This is a genomic window from Microbacterium sp. Marseille-Q6965 (genome assembly GCF_946151065.1).
Classification (GTDB): domain Bacteria; phylum Actinomycetota; class Actinomycetes; order Actinomycetales; family Microbacteriaceae; genus Microbacterium.
Genome location: NZ_CAMGZA010000001.1, coordinates 1,086,941 through 1,106,311 on the forward strand (window position 1 = coordinate 1,086,941; position 19,371 = coordinate 1,106,311).

General features: G+C 73.3%; 15 protein-coding genes, 1 tRNA gene and 1 other RNA gene. 6 read left to right on the forward strand and 11 right to left on the reverse strand.

What is annotated here, in order from left to right:
- Positions 1–30: 30 nt before the first annotated feature.
- From N8N77_RS05245 to pta, 7 genes are all read right to left on the reverse strand, one after another.
- On the reverse strand, positions 31–948 hold the full coding sequence (locus N8N77_RS05245; RefSeq protein WP_261165188.1) for a DMT family transporter: 918 nt from the start codon (positions 946–948) through the stop codon (positions 31–33).
- An 86-nt stretch (positions 949–1,034) separates the two neighbouring features.
- Entirely contained in the window at positions 1,035–1,628 is a 594-nt protein-coding gene (gene recR / locus N8N77_RS05250; RefSeq protein ID WP_261165190.1) for a recombination mediator RecR, read from the reverse strand.
- 18 nt (positions 1,629–1,646) lie between these two features.
- Positions 1,647–4,016, reverse strand: coding sequence for a DNA polymerase III subunit gamma and tau (locus N8N77_RS05255; protein WP_261165192.1), 2,370 nt, complete (start codon positions 4,014–4,016; stop codon positions 1,647–1,649).
- A 133-nt stretch (positions 4,017–4,149) separates the two neighbouring features.
- Positions 4,150–6,681, reverse strand: a complete 2,532-nt coding sequence (locus N8N77_RS05260; protein WP_261165193.1) for a glycoside hydrolase family 65 protein — start codon at positions 6,679–6,681, stop codon at positions 4,150–4,152.
- A gap of 59 nt (positions 6,682–6,740) precedes the next feature.
- Positions 6,741–7,466 (reverse strand): HAD family phosphatase, encoded by a 726-nt coding sequence (locus tag N8N77_RS05265; protein ID WP_261165620.1) that lies wholly within the window; start codon positions 7,464–7,466, stop codon positions 6,741–6,743.
- A 5-nt stretch (positions 7,467–7,471) separates the two neighbouring features.
- Positions 7,472–8,743, reverse strand: coding sequence for an acetate/propionate family kinase (locus tag N8N77_RS05270; protein ID WP_261165195.1), 1,272 nt, complete (start codon positions 8,741–8,743; stop codon positions 7,472–7,474).
- A gap of 1 nt (position 8,744) precedes the next feature.
- Positions 8,745–10,874, reverse strand: a complete 2,130-nt coding sequence (gene pta, locus N8N77_RS05275; protein ID WP_261165196.1) for a phosphate acetyltransferase — start codon at positions 10,872–10,874, stop codon at positions 8,745–8,747.
- 187 nt (positions 10,875–11,061) lie between these two features.
- Here pta and N8N77_RS05280 point away from each other — a divergent pair, with 187 nt between their 5' ends.
- Positions 11,062–11,664, forward strand: a complete 603-nt coding sequence (locus N8N77_RS05280) for a DedA family protein (protein WP_261165198.1) — start codon at positions 11,062–11,064, stop codon at positions 11,662–11,664.
- A 20-nt stretch (positions 11,665–11,684) separates the two neighbouring features.
- On the opposite strand, the gene N8N77_RS05285 is transcribed toward N8N77_RS05280, so the two are convergent.
- Positions 11,685–11,996 carry a TfoX/Sxy family protein gene (locus N8N77_RS05285; RefSeq protein WP_261165200.1) on the reverse strand — a complete coding sequence of 104 codons (312 nt, stop codon included), beginning with the start codon at positions 11,994–11,996 and terminating at the stop codon, positions 11,685–11,687.
- 72 nt (positions 11,997–12,068) lie between these two features.
- Between N8N77_RS05285 and N8N77_RS05290 the strand changes: the two genes are divergently transcribed.
- Positions 12,069–12,875: an LLM class flavin-dependent oxidoreductase gene (locus tag N8N77_RS05290; RefSeq protein WP_261165202.1), complete on the forward strand. Its 807-nt coding sequence runs from the start codon at positions 12,069–12,071 to the stop codon at positions 12,873–12,875.
- A gap of 16 nt (positions 12,876–12,891) precedes the next feature.
- Here N8N77_RS05290 and ffs read toward each other — a convergent pair.
- Positions 12,892–12,988: signal recognition particle sRNA small type (gene ffs / locus N8N77_RS05295), an RNA gene on the reverse strand.
- A gap of 136 nt (positions 12,989–13,124) precedes the next feature.
- Between ffs and N8N77_RS05300 the strand changes: the two genes are divergently transcribed.
- The 4 genes from N8N77_RS05300 to N8N77_RS05315 all read left to right on the forward strand — a co-directional run bounded on the left by N8N77_RS05300 (position 13,125) and on the right by N8N77_RS05315 (position 17,793).
- Complete coding sequence (locus N8N77_RS05300) at positions 13,125–14,129, forward strand: MoxR family ATPase (protein ID WP_261165203.1); 1,005 nt, start codon at positions 13,125–13,127, stop codon at positions 14,127–14,129.
- Positions 14,130–14,132: 3 nt separating this feature from the next.
- Positions 14,133–15,383 (forward strand): DUF58 domain-containing protein, encoded by a 1,251-nt coding sequence (locus N8N77_RS05305; RefSeq protein ID WP_261165204.1) that lies wholly within the window; start codon positions 14,133–14,135, stop codon positions 15,381–15,383.
- A complete protein-coding gene (locus tag N8N77_RS05310) occupies positions 15,370–17,676 on the forward strand; it encodes a DUF3488 and transglutaminase-like domain-containing protein (protein ID WP_261165206.1) in 2,307 nt (768 codons plus the stop codon). The genes N8N77_RS05305 and N8N77_RS05310 overlap by 14 nt, the downstream gene beginning before the upstream one ends.
- A 29-nt stretch (positions 17,677–17,705) precedes the next feature.
- A tRNA-Ser gene (locus N8N77_RS05315) sits at positions 17,706–17,793 on the forward strand.
- Positions 17,794–17,844: 51 nt separating this feature from the next.
- On the opposite strand, the gene N8N77_RS05320 is transcribed toward N8N77_RS05315, so the two are convergent.
- Positions 17,845–18,888 carry an Rv2578c family radical SAM protein gene (locus N8N77_RS05320; RefSeq protein ID WP_261165207.1) on the reverse strand — a complete coding sequence of 348 codons (1,044 nt, stop codon included), beginning with the start codon at positions 18,886–18,888 and terminating at the stop codon, positions 17,845–17,847.
- Positions 18,889–19,002: 114 nt separating this feature from the next.
- Positions 19,003–19,296, reverse strand: a complete 294-nt coding sequence (locus N8N77_RS05325; protein ID WP_261165209.1) for a hypothetical protein — start codon at positions 19,294–19,296, stop codon at positions 19,003–19,005.
- Between the last annotated feature and the right edge of the window lie 75 nt (positions 19,297–19,371).

A 19,371-nucleotide genomic window follows, 5' to 3' on the forward strand; every position in this document is an offset into this window, starting at 1 on the left:
GGCGCGGACGGGTGCGCCTGATCGTCCATCCTAGGGGTGCACGGGCAGCGTCTCGGTCGGCCGGGCCGTTCGCGCGAACACACCGGCCGCGAGCAGGCACCCCACGAGCACGACGGGGAACCCGATGACCAGCCCCGGCGTGACCGGTTCTCCGCGCACGATCACCCCGAGCGCGACGGCGACGACGGGGTGCACGTAGGTCATGAGCGGCGCGCGCACGGGGCCCACCTCGGCGACCAGCGCGAAGAAGGCGATGAAGGCGAGCGCCGTGCACAGCACCGTCAGCAGCGCCACCGCGACCAGGCTGCGGGTTGTCGGCGGGGCGGCGGGCGTGGCCAGCGCCACGGGCGTGTACGCGACGCCGACGACCCCGAGGGCGAGCGTGCTCACGCCGAGCGCCGGCACATCACCCAGGTGCCGCGCCACGATGAACGGCGCGATCGCGTAGAGCACCGCGACCAGGAGGACCTCGCCGATCGCGACCGGGCTGATGTCGCCGTTCAGCCCGCCACTGCCGATCGCGACGATCGCGACGCCGCCGAACCCGAGCGCGAGGCCCACGGCGCGCGACGGGGCGAGCGCGCCGCGGTCGCCGCGTGCGACGGCGATGATCGTCGCGAACAGCGGCACGGTCGCCACGAGCAGGCCCGTCAGGCCGGACGCAAGGGTGCGCTCCGCGTGTGCCAGCAGCACGAAGGGGCCGCCCATCTCCACGGCCGCGAAGGCGAGCACCCACGGCCACTTCTTCAGCGCGGGGCGCAAGGCCTTCTGGCGCAGCGCGAACGGCAGCAGCAGCACGGCGGCGCCGAGCGTGCGGATCGCGACGACCGCAGGCGGCGACAGCGACTGGACCGCCTCGGCGATGAACAGGTACGGGATGCCCCACAGCAGGGAGAGCACCGCGTACAGCGCCCAGCCCTTTGCGGTGATGGGACCGGAGGATGACACGTCCCCGATCGTGTCACGGACCGCCGACACGCGACGGCGGGTTTCGGTCATCGCACCACGGATCGCCGCCAAGCTGGTGCGCGACGTCAGAGGCGGCGACGCCCCTCGAAGGCGCGGCCCAGCGTCACCTCATCGGCGTACTCGAGGTCGCCGCCCACCGGCAGCCCGGACGCCAGGCGCGACACGGTGATCTGCATCGACGTGAGCAGGCGGCTGAGGTAGGCGGCGGTCGCCTCGCCCTCGAGGTTGGGGTTGGTCGCGATGATGACCTCCTGCACCGTGCCGTCGGCGAGCCGCTGCATCAGCTGCGGAATGCGCAGGTCGTCGGGGCCGATGCCCGCGATGGGGCTGATGGCGCCCCCGAGCACGTGGTACAGGCCGCGGAACTCGCGGGTGCGCTCGATGGCCGAGACGTCCTTGGCGTCCTCGACCACGCAGATGAGCTGCGGGTTGCGGCGCGGGTCGCGACAGATGGCGCAGCGCTCCTGCTCGGAGACGTTGCCGCAGATCTCGCAGAACCGCACCCGCTCGCGCACCTCGCGCAGCAGCTCCGACAGGCGCGACACGTCGAACGTGGGGGTCTGCAGGATGTGGAATGCGATGCGCTGGGCCGACTTCGGGCCGATGCCGGGAAGCCGGCCGAGTTCGTCGATCAGCTCCTGGACGATGCCGTCGTACATGCAGGGGGTCCGTCCGGGTCAGGCGAACCGCGTCGGCGGCTCGTAGGGCTCTTCGTGCAGGAAACGGGCACCCAGGATCTGGCGCACCACGGCCTCGCCGCGACGCTCGACGCCGTCGGGCACGAGCACCTGGCGCCGCTGCACCGTGGGGCGCTCGGGCAGGGGGGCGGGCGCGGCCTCGCTCGGACCGTCCTCGTCCGGCAGCGTGACGCCTTCCCGTTCGAGCGTCGCGACACGGGTGACCGCCGACGCCGCGGCCTCTTCCGGATCGTCGTCGACCGCCAGCGACGGCGGGGCCATGGGGGCGACCGATCCGGGGATCGGAGCGACCGCCCATTCCGCGACCGTCGGAGCCGAGTAGGCCGACTGCCGCGGCGGTCCGGGGTGGCCCGGCTCGTGCTCCGGGCCCGGATCGGGGTCGTCGTCCGGCGGCGGCGGCACGTCGTCGGACGGCGGGGCGTCCACGCGGGCGCGGTACTTCACCCGCACACCCAGGATGCCGAGGATCGCGGAGCGCAGGTCGTCGCTCGCCGCACCGCGGAAGCCGTTCATGGCGGCCGGGCTCGGGAACGACATCATGAGCACGTCGCCCGGCTGCACCTCGGCGACCCTCGAGACGGCGACGAGTCGGGCGCTTTCGGGCGCGACCTCGCGCAGGCGCTCCAGGATGCGCGGCCAGGCCCCGCGGATCATGTCGAGCGTGAGCGGAGCGGGCTCGGGTGAGTCCGTCGCGGGGGCCGCCGGGTCGACGGCGGGCGGGGTCGGCTCCGGCGTCGCGGGCGCCGGCGCGGCGGGGGGCCGGGCCCGCGGCCCCGGCGACGGGTCGGCGGGCTCCGGGTCGGGCTCCGACGGGGCGGACCCGGCGAGGACGGGCGCGGACGCCTTCGGGGCGGGCGAGGCGGGCGCCGAAGGCGCGGCGGAGCCCGGCGCGACGGTCGCCCAGCCGGCGCCCGGGACCTCGTCCAGCGCGGGATCGGCGGCGGGCCCGGCGGGGCGGTCCGGCCCTGCCGGGCGCGCCTCCCGCTCGGGCTGGGGGCGGGGCATGGCGACCGGGGGCGCGACGGCGGGCCGCTCCGCCACCGGAGCCGCGACGGCGGGCACGGCGGGCGGCGCGACGGCCGGCGGCGTCACGGGCGGTGCGGCGGGCGAGGCGGTCGGCGTCGCCGGGCCCGCTGCGGCCGCGGCGGGCGATGCGGCGTCGGCAGCGCTCCCGCCCGCGCCGCCGCCGGGCGCCGCCTCTCGCGTCGCGGGCGCGGCGGCGGGCGCGGTCTGATGCGCCGCTCCCCCGCGGGCGGCGGTCAACACGCGAGCGACGAGCAGCTCCAGATGCAGGCGCGGCGATGTGGCGCCCGTCATGTCGTCGAGGGCGGCGCTCACGATGTCGGCCGTCCGCGAGAGCCGATCGGCTCCGAAGACCTCGGCCTGCTTCGCCATGCGCTCGAGCTCGTCGGCGGGTACGCCGCGCAGCACGGCCGACGCGGCAGGGCCGGTGGCGGCGATCACGATGAGGTCGCGCAACCGCTCCAGCAGGTCGTCGACGAAACGGCGCGGGTCCTGTCCCGTCTGCACCACGCGGTCCACGGCGGCGAAGGCACCGGCGGCGTCGCCGGCCGCGAAGGCGTCGATGACGCCGTCCAGCAGCTCGCCGTGCGTGTAGCCGAGCAGCGCCACCGCGCGCTCGTACCCGACGCGGCCCTCCTCCGAGCCGGCGATCAGCTGGTCGAGGATCGACAGGGTGTCGCGCGGCGAGCCGCCGCCGGCACGGACGACGAGCGGCAGCACTCCCGGCTCCACCTGCACGCCCTCCTGGGCGCACAGCTTCTCGACGTACTCCAGCATGGGGCCGGGCGGCACGAGGCGGAACGGGTAGTGGTGCGTGCGCGAGCGGATCGTGCCGATCACCTTGTCGGGCTCGGTCGTCGCGAAGATGAACTTCACGTGCTCCGGCGGCTCCTCCACGAGCTTCAGCAGGGCGTTGAAGCCCTGCGGCGTGACCATGTGGGCCTCATCGAGGATGAAGATCTTGAAGCGGTCGCGCGACGGCGCAAAGATGGCGCGCTCGCGCAGGTCGCGCGCGTCGTCGACGCCGTTGTGGCTGGCGGCGTCGATCTCGATCACGTCGAGCGAGCCGCCGCCCGCTCGCGACAGCTCGACGCAGCTCTCGCACGTGCCGCAGGGGGTGTCGGTGGGTCCCTCGGCGCAGTTCAGGCACCGCGCCAGGATGCGCGCCGAGGTCGTCTTGCCGCAGCCGCGCGGCCCGGAGAACAGGTAGGCGTGGCCGACGCGGTCGCCGCGCAGCGCCGTCATGAGCGGCTCGGTGACCTGCGACTGCCCGATCATCTCCGCGAAGGTCTCGGGCCGATAGCGGCGGTACAGGGCGGTGGTCACCCGTCCAGCCTACGGTGTGCCGCCGACATCGGCCCGGCCCCACCGCGAGGGATGTCGACGGCGTCCGGCACCGCCGCCGAGCACGCGCGGCGCGCTGCTCGGCGGCGGGAGGGGCGCCTGCGTCGGCGCGTGGTCAGGCCGGCTGGCCGTTGGACGGATCGTGGATGATCGGGATCGCGCTGGTCACCACGGGGACGGTCTCGTCGTGGCCCGCCGGCAGCACCGGGTCGAGCGTCGTGCCGTCCTCGCGACGCAGCTCCGAGAACTTCTTGAGCGTGGGCCGGCCGGGCCGCACGGGCCCCTGGTCGTCGAGCGGCACATCGACGCTCTCGCCCACCGCGACCGTGTACCGACTGCCCCGCACGCTGAAGGTGACGGGCTCGCCGGTCTCCACCTCGGCGCGCAGACTGTCCTGACGCACCGCCACCCGCAACCGCGATCCCTTCCAGGTCAGGGGGAACGACAGCTCCGGCCAATCCGCGGGCAGCCGGGGGTCGAAACTCAGCTCGCCGTAGTGGTCGCGCATGCCGCCGAACCCGCTCACGAGCGCCGTCCAGACACCGCCTGCCGACGCCACGTGCACGCCGTCCGAGGCGTTGTGGTGCAGGTCGGCGAGATCGACGAAGAGCGCGTGCTCAAAGTACTCGTAGGCGAGATCTCGGTACCCGACCTCGGCGGCGAGGATCGACTGCACGACCGCGGACAGCGTCGAGTCGCCGGTCGTCAGCGGGTCGTAGTACTCGAAGTCCGCGAGCTTCTGCTCGGGCGAGAAGTGGTTGCCCTGCAGGAACAGCGCCAGCACCACATCGGCCTGCTTCAGCACCTGGAAGCGGTAGATCACCAGCGGGTGGAAGTGCAGCAGCAGCGGCCGCTGCGACGCGGGCGTGTGCTCGAGGTCCCACACCTCACGCTGCAGGAACAGCGAGTCCTGCGGGTGGATGCCGAACGCCTCGTTGAAGGGGATCACCATCGCGTCGGCGGCGCGCTCCCAGGCCTCCGGCTCCCCCGGATCCAGGTTCACCCGATCCACGAGGCCGCGGTACGCGTCGGGCGCCATGGCGGCCAGATCGCGCACCACCCGGGCGGCGGCGCGCAGATTGAACCGCGCCATGACGTTCGTGTAGAGGTTGTCGTTGACGACGGTGGTGTACTCGTCCGGTCCCGTGACGCCGTGGATGTGGAAGGTCTCGTCGCCCTCGGAGACGCGCCAGAATCCGAGGGTCGCCCACAGGCGCGCGGTCTCGACCAGCACGTCCACGCCCTCCCTGGCCATGAACTCCAGGTCCTCCGTCGCGCGCACGTACTTGGCGAACGCGTAACTGACGTCGGCGTTGATGTGGTACTGCGCGGTGCCGGCGGCATAGTAGGCCGACGCCTCCTCGCCGTTGATCGTGCGCCAGGGGAACAGCGCTCCCGCCTCGTTCAGCTGCGCCGCGCGCTTCCGCGCGGCCGGCAGCATCATCGTGCGCATCCGCAGCGCGTTGCGCGCCCACAGCGGCGTCGTGTACGTGAGGAAGGGGAGCACGTAGATCTCGGTGTCCCAGAAGTAGTGGCCGCTGTATCCGGACCCCGTGAGCCCCTTGGCCGGCACGCCCCACCCGTCGGCGCGGGCCGCGGCCTGCGCCACCTGGAACAGGCACCACCGGATGGCCTGCTGCAGGTGGTCGTGGCCGGCCACGCGCACGTCCGAGCGCTCCCAGAACGCGTCCATGAACGCGCGCTGCTTGCGCTGCACCTCGGCGTAGCCCTGGTGCCCCACCCGGTCCAGGGTGCGCCGGCAGCGGTCGATGAGCTCGCGCGGGGGCACGCCCCGCGAGGTGTGATATGCGGCGAGCTTCGTCACGGTGATCGGCACGCCCGCCTTGGCGTCGACGCGGTACACCGTCTTGGCGATGTCCGGCTCGACCTGGCCGCGGCGCGTGTAGGCGTTCTCGGTCTCGATGGTGTGGTCGGCCACGAGCCCCAGCGTCATGCCCGAGTTGGCGACGCGGTAGGACAGCGCCGAGCGCTCGCCGTCCTGCCAGTACTCCTGCGGCAGCAGCACGCGGTCGTTGATCTGCTCGGCCTTGCGCGGGTCGAAGCCCCTGCCCCCCGTCGTCGCGACGGGAGCGGTGCCGCCGTAGACGTCCTCCCCGTCCTGCCGGTTGATGAGCTGGCAGCTGATCGTCACGGGCGCGTCCGCGTTGAGAACCGTCACGGTGAGGCGCTGCGCGACGAGATGCCGCTCGTCGAACGACACGATCCGCTCACTGTCGATCACGACCTGTTTGCCGGAGGGCGTGACCCACGTGATGTGTCGGCGGCAGGCGCCGTCGCGGAAGTCGAGGGAACGCTCGTACTCGCGCACGTCGGCGATGTCGAGGGCCAGCGGCTCGTCGTCCACGTACACCCGCATCACCTTGGCGTCGGGCACGTTGACGATGGTCTGCCCGACCTCCGCGAAGCCGTACGCCTGCTCGGCGTGACGGATCGGCCACGTCTCGTGGAAGCCGTTGATGAAGGTGCCGTGCTCGGCACCGTGGCGACCCTCGGGGTGGTTGCCGCGCAGGCCGATGTAGCCGTTCCCGACCGCGAAGACGGTCTCGGTCAGGCCCGTGTCCTCGCCGGAGAAACGGGTCTCCACGAGGCGCCAGGGGTCGACGGGGAAGCGGTCGCGGTCGATCATGTGTGTGATCCTGCTCCGAATAGGGTGTCGAGGTGCGGGAGGTCTGAAGGGACGCGGTTTCAGCGCGACGGCGTCGCCAGCTCGGCGAGGTCGGCGACGACCAGGTGGGCTCCGGCGGCGCGAAGCGCGTCGGCGCCGGCCCCGCGGTCCACGCCGACGACGAGCCCGAATCCGCCGGCGGTGGCCGACTCGACGCCCGAGATGGCGTCCTCGACCGCGGCGGCGCGCGCCGGCTCGACGCCGAGCATCCGCGCCCCCTCGAGGAAGACGTCGGGCGCCGGCTTCGACGGCAGGTGCTCTCGCTCGGCGATCATGCCGTCCATGATCACGGGGAAGCGATCGATCACGCCGGCGGCCTCGAGCACGTCGCGCGCGTTCTTGGAGCTCGAGACGATCGCGACGGGCGTGCCCGCGGCGGCGAGCAGGTCGAGCAACGCGACGGAGCCGGGATAGGGACGGATGCCCTCCTCGGCCAGCACGCGGGCGAAGACGGCGTTCTTGCGGTTGCCCACGCCGCACACCGTGTCGGCCTCCGCGGGGTCGGAGGGATCGCCCCACGGCAGCTCGACGTCGCGACTGCGCAGCACGGACGCGACGCCGTCGTACCGCTTCTTGCCGTCGAGGTGGTCGAAGTAGTCGGCGTCGGTATAGGGCGGTTCGACGCCCCACTGGGCGAACAGCTCCTCGAACATCGCCCGCCAGGCGTGCATGTGCACCTCGGCGGTCGGGGTGATCACTCCGTCGAGGTCGAAGAGCACGGCGTCGTACGCCGTCAGGTCGGGCATCGCGCTCACGCCGACAGCGTAGTCGGGTCGGCTGAATCCGGACCGCACACGGCGAGCGTCTGTCGCGCGATCTCGAGCTCCTCGTCCGTGGGCACCACGAGCACGGTCACGGCGGAATCGTCGGACGAGATGCGTGACACCTGCCCGCGGCGCACGGCGCGGTTGCGCGCGGGATCCACCCGCACCCCGGCGAAGCCGAGCGTCGCGAGCGCGGCCTCGCGCACCTCGGCGTTGTTCTCGCCGACCCCGGCGGTGAACGAGATGGCGTCGGCGCCCCCCAGCTGGGCGAGGTACGAGCCCGCATAGGCGCGCAACCGGTGCACGTACACGTCGAACGCGAGCCGCGCGTCCTCGTCGCCCGCCGCTCGGCGCTGCGCCAGATCCCGCATGTCCGAGACGCCCGCGAGGCCGCGCACGCCGCTGCGCTTGTTGAGAAGGTCGTCGAGGGCGTCGACGTCCATGCCCGCGCGCCGCTGCAGCTGCAGCAGCACGGCGGGATCGAGGTCTCCCGATCGCGTGCCCATCACGAGGCCCTCGAGCGGGGTGAAGCCCATCGACGTCTCCACCGATCGGCCGCCGTCGATCGCCGTCACCGAGGCTCCGTTGCCGAGGTGGAACACGATCTGCCGCAGCTCGCCGATGTCGCGGCCGAGGTGTTCGGCGACCTTGGCGCTGACGTACTGGTGGCTGGTGCCGTGGAACCCGTAGCGGCGGATGCGGTGGCGCGCTGCCAGTTCGCGGTCGATCGCGTAGGTGTACGCCGCGGGCGGCAGCGTCTGATGGAACGCGGTGTCGAAGACCGCGACGTGCGGGATGTCGCGGAAGGCGCGGCGCGCGGCGCGGATGCCCTGCAGCGCCCCGGGGTTGTGCAGCGGGGCGAGCACCGAGAGGTCGTCGATGTTGATCTCGACGAGGTCGGTCACGATCGTCGCCTCGAAGAAGCGCGCGCCGCCGTGCACCACGCGGTGCCCCACGGCGACGGGCGCGTGCGCGGTGAGGGACGGGCCGTGCTCCTCGAAGGCGTCGAGCATCACGCGGAAGCCCGCGGTGTGGTCGGGGATCTCGAGCTCGCGCTCGGACTCGATGTCGTGGGCGGCGACGGAGGGCACTCCCGGCTCGACCGGGAAGAAGACCCGGTGCGTCGCGCGCCCGGCCCCCTCGCCGATCCGCTCCACCAGCCCCGCCGCGAGCCGACGGCCCGCACCGTCCGGCCGCACGTCCAGCAGCTGGTACTTGAACGACGACGAGCCGCTGTTGACGACGAGGACGACCGTCACGTCAGCTCCCGTCGCCCGCGGCCTCGGCGGCCGCCTGCGCCTGGACCGCGGTGAGGGCGACGGTATTGACGATGTCGCCCACGAGGGCGCCGCGCGACAGGTCGTTGACGGGCTTGTTGAGGCCCTGCAGCACGGGCCCGATCGCGACCGCCCCGGCCGAGCGCTGCACCGCCTTGTACGTGTTGTTGCCCGTGTTGAGGTCGGGGAAGATGAACACCGTCGCGCGGCCCGCGACCGTCGACTCCGGAAGCTTCGCCTTCGCGACGGCCGCGTCGCTGGCTGCGTCGTACTGGATGGGCCCCTCGATCGGAAGCTCGGGTGCCCGCTCCCGCGCCAGCCTCGTGGCCTCGCGCACCTTGTCGACGTCGGCCCCCGATCCGGACTCCCCGGTCGAGTAGGACAGCATGGCCACGCGCGGCTCGATGCCGAACTGGTGCGCCGTCGCGGCCGACGAGACGGCGATGTCGGCGAGCTGCTCGCTCGTCGGATCGGGGATGACGGCGCAGTCGCCGTACACGAGCACGCGGTCGGCGAGCGCCATGAGGAAGACGCTCGAGACGACGGAGACGCCCGGCTTCGTCTTGATGATCTCGAACGACGGCCGGATGGTGTGGGCGGTGGTGTGCGCGGCACCCGAGACCATGCCGTCGGCGTAGCCCATGTGCACCATCATGGTGCCGAAGTACGACACGTCCGTGACCGTGTCGGCCGCGCGCTCGTACGTCATGCCCTTGTGGGACCGCAGACGCGCGTACTCGGCCGCGAACTTGTCGACATAGACGGGGTCGAAGGGGCTCAACACCTCGGCCGCGGAGATGTCGAGGCCGAGCTCGATCGCCCGCGCCCGCACCTCGAAGGGCTCGCCGAGGATCGTCAGCTTCGCCACCCCGCGCTCCAGCAGCACGGCCGCAGCGCGCAGGATGCGGTCGTCGTCGCCCTCGGGCAGCACGATGTGCTTGATGTCCCGGCGCGCGCGCTCGAGGAGGTCGTACTCGAACATCAGCGGGGTGACCACGTCGGTGCGCGCCACGCCCAGCACGTGCGTCAGCTCGGCGGTGTCGACATTGCGCTCGAACAGCGACAGCGCGCGGTTGTAGCGCTGCGCCGACGAGGCGGCCAGCCTGCCGCGCGTGTGCATGATCCGCACCGCCGTCGAGTAGGTGTCGCCCTGGCAGCGGATGATCGGGATCGACGAGCCCAATCCCTCGACGAGGTGCTGCATGGCGTCGGGGATCTCGAACGGGCCGTTCAGCACGATCCCCGCGAGCGACGGGAAGTTCGCGGAGTTGTTGGCGGTGAGCGCCGCCAGCAGCGCGTCGGTGCGGTCGGCAGGGATGATCACGACGGCGCCCTCGGTGAGCCGCGGCAGCATGTTCGTCATCGACATCGCCGCGACGACCACGCCCAGCGCCTCGCGGGCCAGCAGCGCCTCGTCACCCTTCACGAGTTCGCCGTCGACGGCGCGCAGCACGTCGCCCATCGTCGGTGCGACGAGCAGGCGGTCCTCCGGGATGGCCCACACGGGGGCGCCGGGCGTGTGCCGCCGCACGGCGGCCACGATCTGAGCCGCGCGCTCGCCGTCGGCCCGGTTCACGATCGTCGCGGCCAGCTCGGCCTTGCCGTTGGCCAGCTCCCCGAGAGCCACCGCGGCGTCGTCGCCGATCCGCTCGGGCGCGCGCGCCTCGGTGAAGCCCAGGCTCTCGGGCGTGCCGTGCGCGTCGCGGCCGCTGAGCACCAGCAGCACCGGGGTGCCGAGGTTGGCGGCGATGCGCGCGTTGTAGCCCAGCTCCGCCGGCGTTCCCACGTCGGTGTAGTCGCTGCCCAGCACGACCACCGCGTCGCACTTGTCCTCCACCGCGCGGAAACGCTCCACGATCGTGGCGAGCGCGCGGTCCGGGTCGCTGCGCACGTCCTCGTACGTGACTCCCACGCACTCGTCGTATTCGAGATCCACCCCGTCGTGGTCGAGCAGCATCTCGAGCACGTAGTCGCGCTCGCGCGTGGAGCGGGCGATGGTGCGGAAGACGCCGACCTTCGGCGCGACGCGGCTGAGCGCGTCCAGCGTCCCGAGCGCGATCGTCGACTTGCCCGCGTGCCCCTCCGCCGAGGTGATGTAGATGCTCCTCGCCACGTCATCCACCCTATGCGCGTCGGGGCGGCCGGGATACGGCTGTGCGCCCGCTCGCGGGCGTGGAAAGGACGGGATACGGCGCACGCCGGCCGCCTCACCCTCGGCGCCGGTGCTGAGCGAGACCCGGCGGCGGCATGCGGAACCCGTCGTATCCCTGCCGTTCACCTGACGCCGACAGAGTGGGCGCGTGACCGATGACTGGCTGGCCGCGATCGGCGCCGATCCCTGGGCGCTGGCGGCGCTGTTCGGGCTGGTCTTCGCCGACTCGTTCCTCGTCGTGATCCCCGGCGAGATCGCGGTGACCGTGCTCGGGTCGATCGCGGCCGGCAGCGGGGTGCCCCCGCTGTGGGCGGTGATCGCGGTCGCGGCGACCGCCGCCTTCTGCGGTGACGCCTGCTGCTACCTCCTCGGCCGGCTGCTGCACCCGGAGCGCTGGCGGTTCTTCGCTGACCACCCTCGTTTCCAGCGCGTCCACGAGTGGGCGAAGACGCGGTTGCGAAGCCATGTGGCCGTTGCGGTCTTCACGGTGAGGTTCATCCCGTTCGCACGGCTGGTCGTCAACGTCACCGCCGGCGCCACGGGCATCCGGGCCACGCGCTACCTGCCCGTCGCGGCGATCTCGGCCACGCTGTGGGCCGCCTACCAGGCGCTCGTCGGCGCGACCATCGCGACGCTGCTGCCCGGCGGCACCGTGACCGCCGTCCTCGTCTCGATCGCCGTCGCCCTGCTCCTCGGCTGGGTCACCGACGCGCTCATCGCGCGCCTCGCGCCACGTGCGGGCGGCCGCTGACGCTCACGCGGCCCGCGCCGTCAGTCCCTCATGGCGCGCTCGACCGCCTCGGCGATCCAGTCGGCGAGCGTGTCGTCGTCGGGGTCGGTCAGGGCGGCGAAGGGCACCTCGCGCCCGCCGCGCAGATTGAGCCGGTGCGCGCCCTGCTGCAGTGCGACCTCGAGCGCCTCGCCGCCGCCGACGGGGAAGAACACCTCGTCCCCCGAGACGCCGACCGCCATCCGCCCGTTCACCATAAAGGCGAGCGAGCCCATCATCCGCTTCTCGTCCACGTCGCCCGCGGCCTCGATGATGGCGCGCACTCGGTCGGCGAGCTCGGCGTTGTAGACCATGGGGGGATCGTACCGATCGCGCCGGGGCGCGGCACGGGCCGGCGCCGCTCGATGTCGGCGGATGCTGGCACGATGACGGATATGACAGAGGCAGCGCCGCCCACCGTGGGCATCGTGTTCCGACCCCAGTCCCCGCCCGAGCAGCTGCGCGCCATCGCGCGCGCGGCCGACGAGGCGGGCACCGCCGAGCTGTGGGTATGGGAGGACTGCTTCCTCGAGGGCGGGTTGACGACGGCGACCGCGGCGCTCGTCTCCACGGAGCGACTGCGCGTGGGCATCGGCCTGTTGCCCGTGCCCCTGCGCAACCCCGCGCTGGCGGCGATGGAGGTGGCCACGCTCGAGCGGCTCGCGCCGGGGCGCGTCGTGGCGGGCTTCGGGCACGGCGTGCTCGAGTGGATGGGTCAGGTGGGCGCGCGCGTGGCCTCACCGCTCACGCTGCTGCGCGAATACGTGACGGCCGTGCGCGCGCTGCTGGGCGGCGAGACGCTCGATGTCTCCGGCCGCTATGTGTCCCTCTCGGACGTCGCGCTCGGTTGGCCGCCCGCCACCGCTCCCGAGATCACCGTCGGCGCGGCCCGGCCGAGGACGCTTCGCCTCGCGGGCGAGATCGGCGACAGCGTGCTGCTCGACGCCTTCAACGACGCGGCTGCGGTGCGTGCCGCGCGTGCCGTGATCGACGAGGGCTGGGCCGCGGCGGGCCGCCCGGGTCGGGCGAGCGTGCGCGTGTTCACCGAGATCGACCCGCGTGGCGGTGGTCTGGATCAGCGCATCGCCGACCGGATCGGCGAGCTGGCCGACGCCGGCGCCGACGCGATCGCGATCCAGGCGCCGGCCGACGTGCCGGATCCGCGGGCGTTCCTGGAGTCCCTGCCGGGCTGACGAGCGGCTCGGGCACAAAAAAGACTCTCCGCGTACCCGGCAGAGCCCGGTTACCCTTGCTACGTTTCCGTCCTGGGGGAGTTGGCCTGGATGCCGTCACGCGGAGAGCTGTCACCCAGTCTACCCGACGTGCGCGAGGCGCGATCCGCGGCCGGGCCGTGAGGTGCCCGGGGAACCGCCGCCGTCCGCCCAGGAGGACATTAGGCTGTGCCCCACAGAGTGGCTCCCCGAACCCGTGAGGGAGGACGCATGTCCGAGTCCACGACCGTCCGCCCCGCGGCCAGGGACGGCGCCGATGATGGCGCTGCGGCCTTCCGCGACGCGACCGACCGGATCGCCGCGTCGATCGAGCGGGTCATCGATGGCAAGCCCGAGGCGGTGCGCGCGGCGCTGATCGTCCTGCTGGCGGAGGGTCACCTGCTCATCGAGGACGTGCCGGGCGTGGGCAAGACGATGCTCGCGCGGGCGCTGGCCGCGTCGATCGCCGCCGACGTGCGCCGCGTGCAGTTCACCCCCGACCTGCTGCCCAGCGACGTGACGGGCGTATCGGTGTTCGACCCGGTCGTGCGGGAGTTCGAGTTCAAGGCGGGCGCCGTGTTCGCCAACATCGTCATCGCGGACGAGATCAACCGGTCCTCCCCCAAGACGCAGTCCGCCCTCCTGGAGGCGATGGAGGAGCGCCAGGTGACGGTCGACGGCGCGACGCACGGGCTCCCCGATCCGTTCCTCGTCGTCGCGACGCAGAACCCGCTCGAGATGGAGGGCACCTATGCGCTGCCCGAGGCGCAGCGGGACCGCTTCATGATGCGCATCTCGATGGGGTACCCGGACGCGCGCGCGGAGGCGCTCATGCTGCGCCAGCGGGACGCCGCGAACCCGCTCGATGAGCTTCGGCCCGTCGTGACGACCGATCAGGTGCGCGCGCTCATCGCGTGGGCGCGATCCGTGCACGTGGCGCCGGCGGTCGAGGACTACGCCGTGGCGCTCGCCCAGGCGACGCGCTCCCACCCGGAGCTGCGCCTCGGCGCGAGCCCCCGCGCCACCCTGCAGCTGGTGCGCGCCGCGAAGGTCAACGCGGCCCTCGAGGGCCGGGGCTACGTGCTGCCGGACGATGTCGTCGCGCTGCTCGGCCCCGTGATGTCGCACCGCCTGATCCCCTCACGCTCGGCGACGCAGTCACGCCGAGCGGCGGACGCGGTGCCGGCGATCCTGGAACGGATCGCCTCGAGCGTGCCGGTGCCCGTGGCGGGCTGAGCCATGTCGAGTCGTCGCGGGAGCCGGCAGGGACCGCCGCTGACCGCGCGCGGATGGGCCGTCCTGGCGCTCGGCGTCGCCTGCCTCCCCCTCGCCGCGGCGACCGGGGCCGCCGCGGCGCAGTACGTGGGGGTGGCCCTGCTGTCGCTGCTGGCGGTGTGCTGGTTCGCCGCCCGCCACGCACGACCGGGCGTGGAGGTCGCGCGCCGCCTCTCGGAGGAGTCGGTGGAGGTCGGGTCGGAGACGACGATCGAGCTGCGGCTGTCGGCGGAGCCGCCGCGGCGGCCGCCGCGAGGGCAGTGGCGCGACGCGCTGCCGCCCGGCCTGTCGGGCGACGCCTCGGGCACCGTGCCGCGCGGCGACGGGTCGGAGGTGCGCGTCTCGTACACCGTGACGGGGATGCGGCGCGGACGCCATCCGGTGGGACCGCTCGAGCTGGCGGCGACCGATCCCTTCGGCCTCTGGCGGCGCACGGCCCTGCTCGGAGAGCCGACGCCCGTCCTCGTCGTGCCCCGCGCGCGCTGGCTCGCGCCGCTGCCCCGCGCCCACGGCGATGTGGGGGACGGCGGCGAGTCCGAGGAGCGCCGCGGGCGTGGCAGCGACAACCTCATCCCTCGCCCGTACGCCCCGGGCGACTCGATGCGACGCATCCACTGGCGAGCCTCCGCGCACCGCGGATCGTTCATGGTCCGCGACGAGGAGGAGCAGACCGTTCCCGCGGCGACCGTCGTGCTCGACCTCGCGTCGCCCCGGTGGCCGGCGGAGGCGCGCGCGGGCGAGGACGCCGGGTTCGAGGCGGCGGTGACGGCGTGCGTCTCGGCCGCGTGGCGGCTGGCATCCGACGGCTTCGCGGTGACCGTGACCGATCACGCCGGGCGGGCGCTGGCCGATGTCGCCGCGCCCGACGGATCCGCGCTCGAGTCGCTCGAGCGCGCGTTCGCGACGGTCGTCCCGGATCGGTCCGATCTGGGGCGCAGCGGTGAGGGCGCCGGGTTCACACTGCCCGCCTCGACGGGACCACTCGTCGTCGTCTGCGGCACGGTCGACGACCGTCTCGCCCCAGCCCTCGACCCGCTGGCACGTCACTCCTGGCTTCCGGTCCTGCTCACGCCGTCGCCCCTTCGCAGCTCCCTTGAGCGCCTGAGTGACGGCGGCTGGGCCGTGGCGCGCCTCGGCGAGGACGTCGCGGCGGCGTGGCTGACGGCGTTCGATCGGGTCGGGGCGGGGCCGGGAGGCGCTCATGGCGATCGATGAGCTGATCGCGACCTCGCCCGCGCCGCCGCTTCCTGCGCGGCCGGCGCGTCGCCGCCGAGACCGGGGCCTGGCGACCTCGGTGGCCACGCTGCTGCTGGCGCTGGCCGCGATTCTGCCGCTCGCGGACGTCATCGTGCCGGCATGGTTGGCCGGCGCCGTGCTGTGCATGCTCGCCGTGTGGGCCACCGGGGCGATCGTGCGCGCGGTGGTACCGCTCGCGCTCTTTGCGCCGCTCGCCCAGGCCGCCGCCTGGGTCGCCGCGACGACCGGCGCCCACAGCCTGCTCTCCCTCGCCGGGCTGCTGCCCGGTCCCTCGTCGCTGCTGGGCGTCGTCCCCACGCCGCGACTGCTTGCGGGGATGCCGCCACTGCTGTCGTCGGCGACGACGCAGATCACCGAGAGCGCGGCTCCCGTCGACCCCGACGCACCCTTGACCTTCGTGCTGATCGCGGCCGCGGGCCTGCTCGTCCTCGTGCTCGATGTGTTCGCGGTGACGCTGCGCCTTCCCGTGGCCGCCATCGTGGCCGCCGTGGCGGTGTGGATCCTGCCGCCCGCGATCACCGGCATCCCGACCGGGCTGCCCCCGCTGCTGCTGTTCCTCGCCGCCACCCTCGTCCTGCTGTATCTCGATCGGCGCCGGCGGACACCCACGGACGCGCGACCGGTGACCGCCGCCGCTCTCGCCGCCGCCGCTCTGGCGGCCTCGCTCGTCGTGGCGCCCCTGTTGCCGGAACCGACGGGTTCGCTGCGCGGCCCCGGCGCGCCGACGCGGATCGACGCCTCGCTCGACCTCGGCGACGACCTGCGACGCGTCGGCGACACTGACGTGCTGCGCTACGTCGTCAACGCGGGGGAGGCCCCGCCCTACCTGCGGGTGGCGACACTGTCGTCGTTCACGGGCGCCGAGTGGGAGCCGGACGACGGCCCGTCGCAACCCGTGGAGGACGTCGTTCCGTCGGCCCTCGAGGCGGACGCCCCCGAGGGCAGCGAGCTGGTGTCGGTCGACGTGGAGATCCTCAACCTCGAGGGTTCGCTCCTGCCCGTGCCCTACCCGCTCGCGGCGCTGGATGGCGTCTCTCGCGAGTGGCGATTGACGGACGAGAACGGAACGCTGACGGGCGGCGAGGCCGGAGGCGAGAGCTACACGGCGACCGCGCTCGTGCCCCAGCCGACCCGCGAGAGGGCCCAGGCGGCCACCGCAGCGATCCCGTCGCCGTCCGCGGAGGGCCTGTCTCGGGAGACGACCGCCCTGCCTGCCGCGCCGCTCGTCGATCCGGTGGCCGAGGCCGCCAACCGCGTCGTGGCGGGCGAGACGAACGACTACGACCGTCTCGTGGCCCTGCAGAGCTGGTTCCGGGCCGGGGAGTTCGAGTACTCGCTCGACGCGCCCGTGGACGACGGCTTCGACGGCACCGACCTCGAGGCCATGGCGGCGTTCCTCGAAGAGCGGGAGGGGTACTGCGTGCACTTCGCCTCGACCTTCGCGGTCATGGCGCGCACGCTCGGCATGCCCTCGCGCGTCGTCGTCGGCTACCTCCCCGGTGTGCGGACCGGCGAGTGGCTGGGGCAGGACGCCGTGTACACCGTGCGGGCCTCGCAGTTGCACGCCTGGCCCGAGGTGTACTTCCGCGGCATCGGCTGGATGCCGTTCGAACCCACCCCCGGCCTGGGCACCGCCACCTCCCTGCTGCCGGAGGCGATCGCCGGCGGCGGTTCGGGCGCGCAGCCCACGCCGGCGGCGCCCCCCGTGCCGACGCCGACGGCGAGCGCGGAGCGCACGCTGCCACCGGAGGAGCTGCCGAGCGGAGCGGAGGACGACCGGGCCGACGAGGGCGCCGCCTGGCTCGTCCCCCTCGGCTGGGGAGTCGGCCTCCTGGCGCTGCTGTCGCTGCCCGCCGTCGCTCGCATCACGATCCGGCGGCGCCGCTTGCGAGCGGCCGTGCGCGGCGACGCACCCGCCGCGTGGCGCGAGCTGACCGACATCCTGGTGGACGCGGGCGAGCAGGTGCACGCCCACGAGACACCCCGCGCGCTCGCCGCCCGCGTGGCGCGTCGCCCCGGCCTGTCTCCGGAGCTGCTCGAGCCCCTCGTCGCCGGCATCGAGGCGGCGAGCTATGGGCCGGCCCGGCGGCGCCATGCGCCCGACCTCGCCGACTCGCTGCGCGCCGTCCGGGGCGCGCTCCTTCCCTTCCCCCTGGCACGGGCGGTCGCGACCGCGGCGCCGCGGTCGTTCCTGAGCCCGCGCGCTGTGGCCGAGGTGATGCGGTTCGGCCGCGCCGGTCGGGCCGGGTAGGATGTTCCGAGGCCCTCTCGGGGGCCCACGGAGGATTCGCCTAGTGGCCTATGGCGCACGCTTGGAAAGCGTGTTGGGTGCAAGCCCTCAGGGGTTCGAATCCCCTATCCTCCGCCACCCCTCCTGCCTCGCCCGATGCACACGGCCCGCCGGCTCTCCTGCCGCGCGTCAGAACAGCGTCGGCGCGGCGGTCGTCGGCAGGTCCAGCGTCGCGGCCGGGACGGCAGCCACCTTCGCGCCGCGCCAGGCGTCGGGAGCGTCATCGTCCTCACGCGCGTCGAGACCATGCCGCCGGATGAGCGGGCGGACGCGCCGCGCGAGCCACGCGCGGTAATCCTTCGACGCGTACGACGAACCGCCGTAGAGCCGCCGGTACACGGGGACGAGCTTCGGGTGCTCGCGCGCGAGCCAGGCGAAGAACCACTCCCTCGCCCCGGGCCGGAGGTGCAGCGCGCCGTACACGACGCGATGCGCGCCGGAGGCGGCGATCTGCGCGAGCGCGCCGTCGAGATGCTCGACCGAGTCGGTGAGCCAGGGCAGGATCGGCATCGCGAAAACCGTGACGCGGAAGCCCAGCTCGGCTGCCGCGCGCACCGTCGCCAGTCGCGCCGCCGCCGACGGCGTGCCCGGCTCGATGGTCTTCTGCAGCTCATCGTCGAAGATCGCGACCGACATCGCCAGGTCTACGGGCACCTGCTCGGCCGCGCGGGCGAGCAAGGGCAGGTCGCGCCGAAGCAGCGTGCCCTTCGTGAGGATCGACAGGGGTGTGCCGCTCTCGGCGAGCGCGGCGATGATCCCCGGCATCAGCGCATAGCGCCCCTCGGCGCGCTGATAGGGGTCGGTGTTCGTGCCGAGCGCCACGAGCTCCCGCTTCCAGGATCGGCGCGAGACCTCGGCGGAGAGCACCTCGGCCACGTTCACCTTCACGACGACCTGGCTGTCGAAGTCCGCGCCGGAATCCAGCTCGAGGTAGGAGTGCGTGCGCCGGGCGAAGCAGTACACGCACGCGTGCGAGCATCCGCGGTAGGGATTCACCGTCCAGGAGAACGGCATGGGGCTCTGGGAGGGCACGCGGTTGAGAGCCGACTTCGCCGCCACCTCATGGAAGGTGATGCCGGCGAAGTCGGGGGTCTGCACCGAGCGGACGAGTCCCTGCAAGCCGACGAGGGCCGGGTCCGCAGATGCGTTCACCTGCTGCGCGCTCCACCGCATGCCGATAGTCGAACATTTGTTCGGCCAGATGTCAAGCCGTGCGCGTCCGCCGCGACACAGACCGGCGGCCCGGGAGGCTCCCCTTCGAGCTTCCCGGGCCGCCGCCCCCGTGCATCACCCCGCGAGCGCCTGCGGCCGCGGTGCGAAGTGAGGAATGGGGATCGGGCGCGTGGCGCCCGGCGGTGTCACGGACGAGAGCACCTCGTTGGCGCGCTCGAGCACGTCCCCCATCGTCGTGAACCGCTCGACGCCGCGATGCGTCGAGACCCACACCACCTCGTAGCCGTCACCCCGTCGCTCCACGTACGCCACGACGCTCGTCGCGTCGCACGACTCCACACTGCGGTCGCAGAGCCGCCAGGCATCTTCGCCCAGCGGGACGAGATCCAGCTGATGAACCGTATTCATGTCGACCTCCCACTTCACGATCGCCGCAGGGCCCCCACCTCTCAAAGGGCTTGACAGTTTCGGCGCCCCGGGATA

Bases quoted from the DNA above. Each gene is read 5' to 3' on its own strand.
- recR (WP_261165190.1), bottom strand. From the start codon at position 1,628: ATGTACGACGGCATCGTCCAGGAGCTGATCGACGAACTCGGCCGGCTT.
- N8N77_RS05260 (WP_261165193.1), bottom strand. From the start codon at position 6,681: ATGATCGACCGCGACCGCTTCCCCGTCGACCCCTGGCGCCTCGTGGAG.
- N8N77_RS05265 (WP_261165620.1), bottom strand. From the start codon at position 7,466: ATGCCCGACCTGACGGCGTACGACGCCGTGCTCTTCGACCTCGACGGA.
- N8N77_RS05285 (WP_261165200.1), bottom strand. From the start codon at position 11,996: ATGGTCTACAACGCCGAGCTCGCCGACCGAGTGCGCGCCATCATCGAG.
- N8N77_RS05290 (WP_261165202.1), top strand. From the start codon at position 12,069: ATGACGGATATGACAGAGGCAGCGCCGCCCACCGTGGGCATCGTGTTC.
- N8N77_RS05300 (WP_261165203.1), top strand. From the start codon at position 13,125: ATGTCCGAGTCCACGACCGTCCGCCCCGCGGCCAGGGACGGCGCCGAT.
- N8N77_RS05305 (WP_261165204.1), top strand. From the start codon at position 14,133: ATGTCGAGTCGTCGCGGGAGCCGGCAGGGACCGCCGCTGACCGCGCGC.
- N8N77_RS05310 (WP_261165206.1), top strand. From the start codon at position 15,370: ATGGCGATCGATGAGCTGATCGCGACCTCGCCCGCGCCGCCGCTTCCT.
- N8N77_RS05320 (WP_261165207.1), bottom strand. From the start codon at position 18,888: ATGCGGTGGAGCGCGCAGCAGGTGAACGCATCTGCGGACCCGGCCCTC.
- N8N77_RS05325 (WP_261165209.1), bottom strand. From the start codon at position 19,296: ATGAATACGGTTCATCAGCTGGATCTCGTCCCGCTGGGCGAAGATGCC.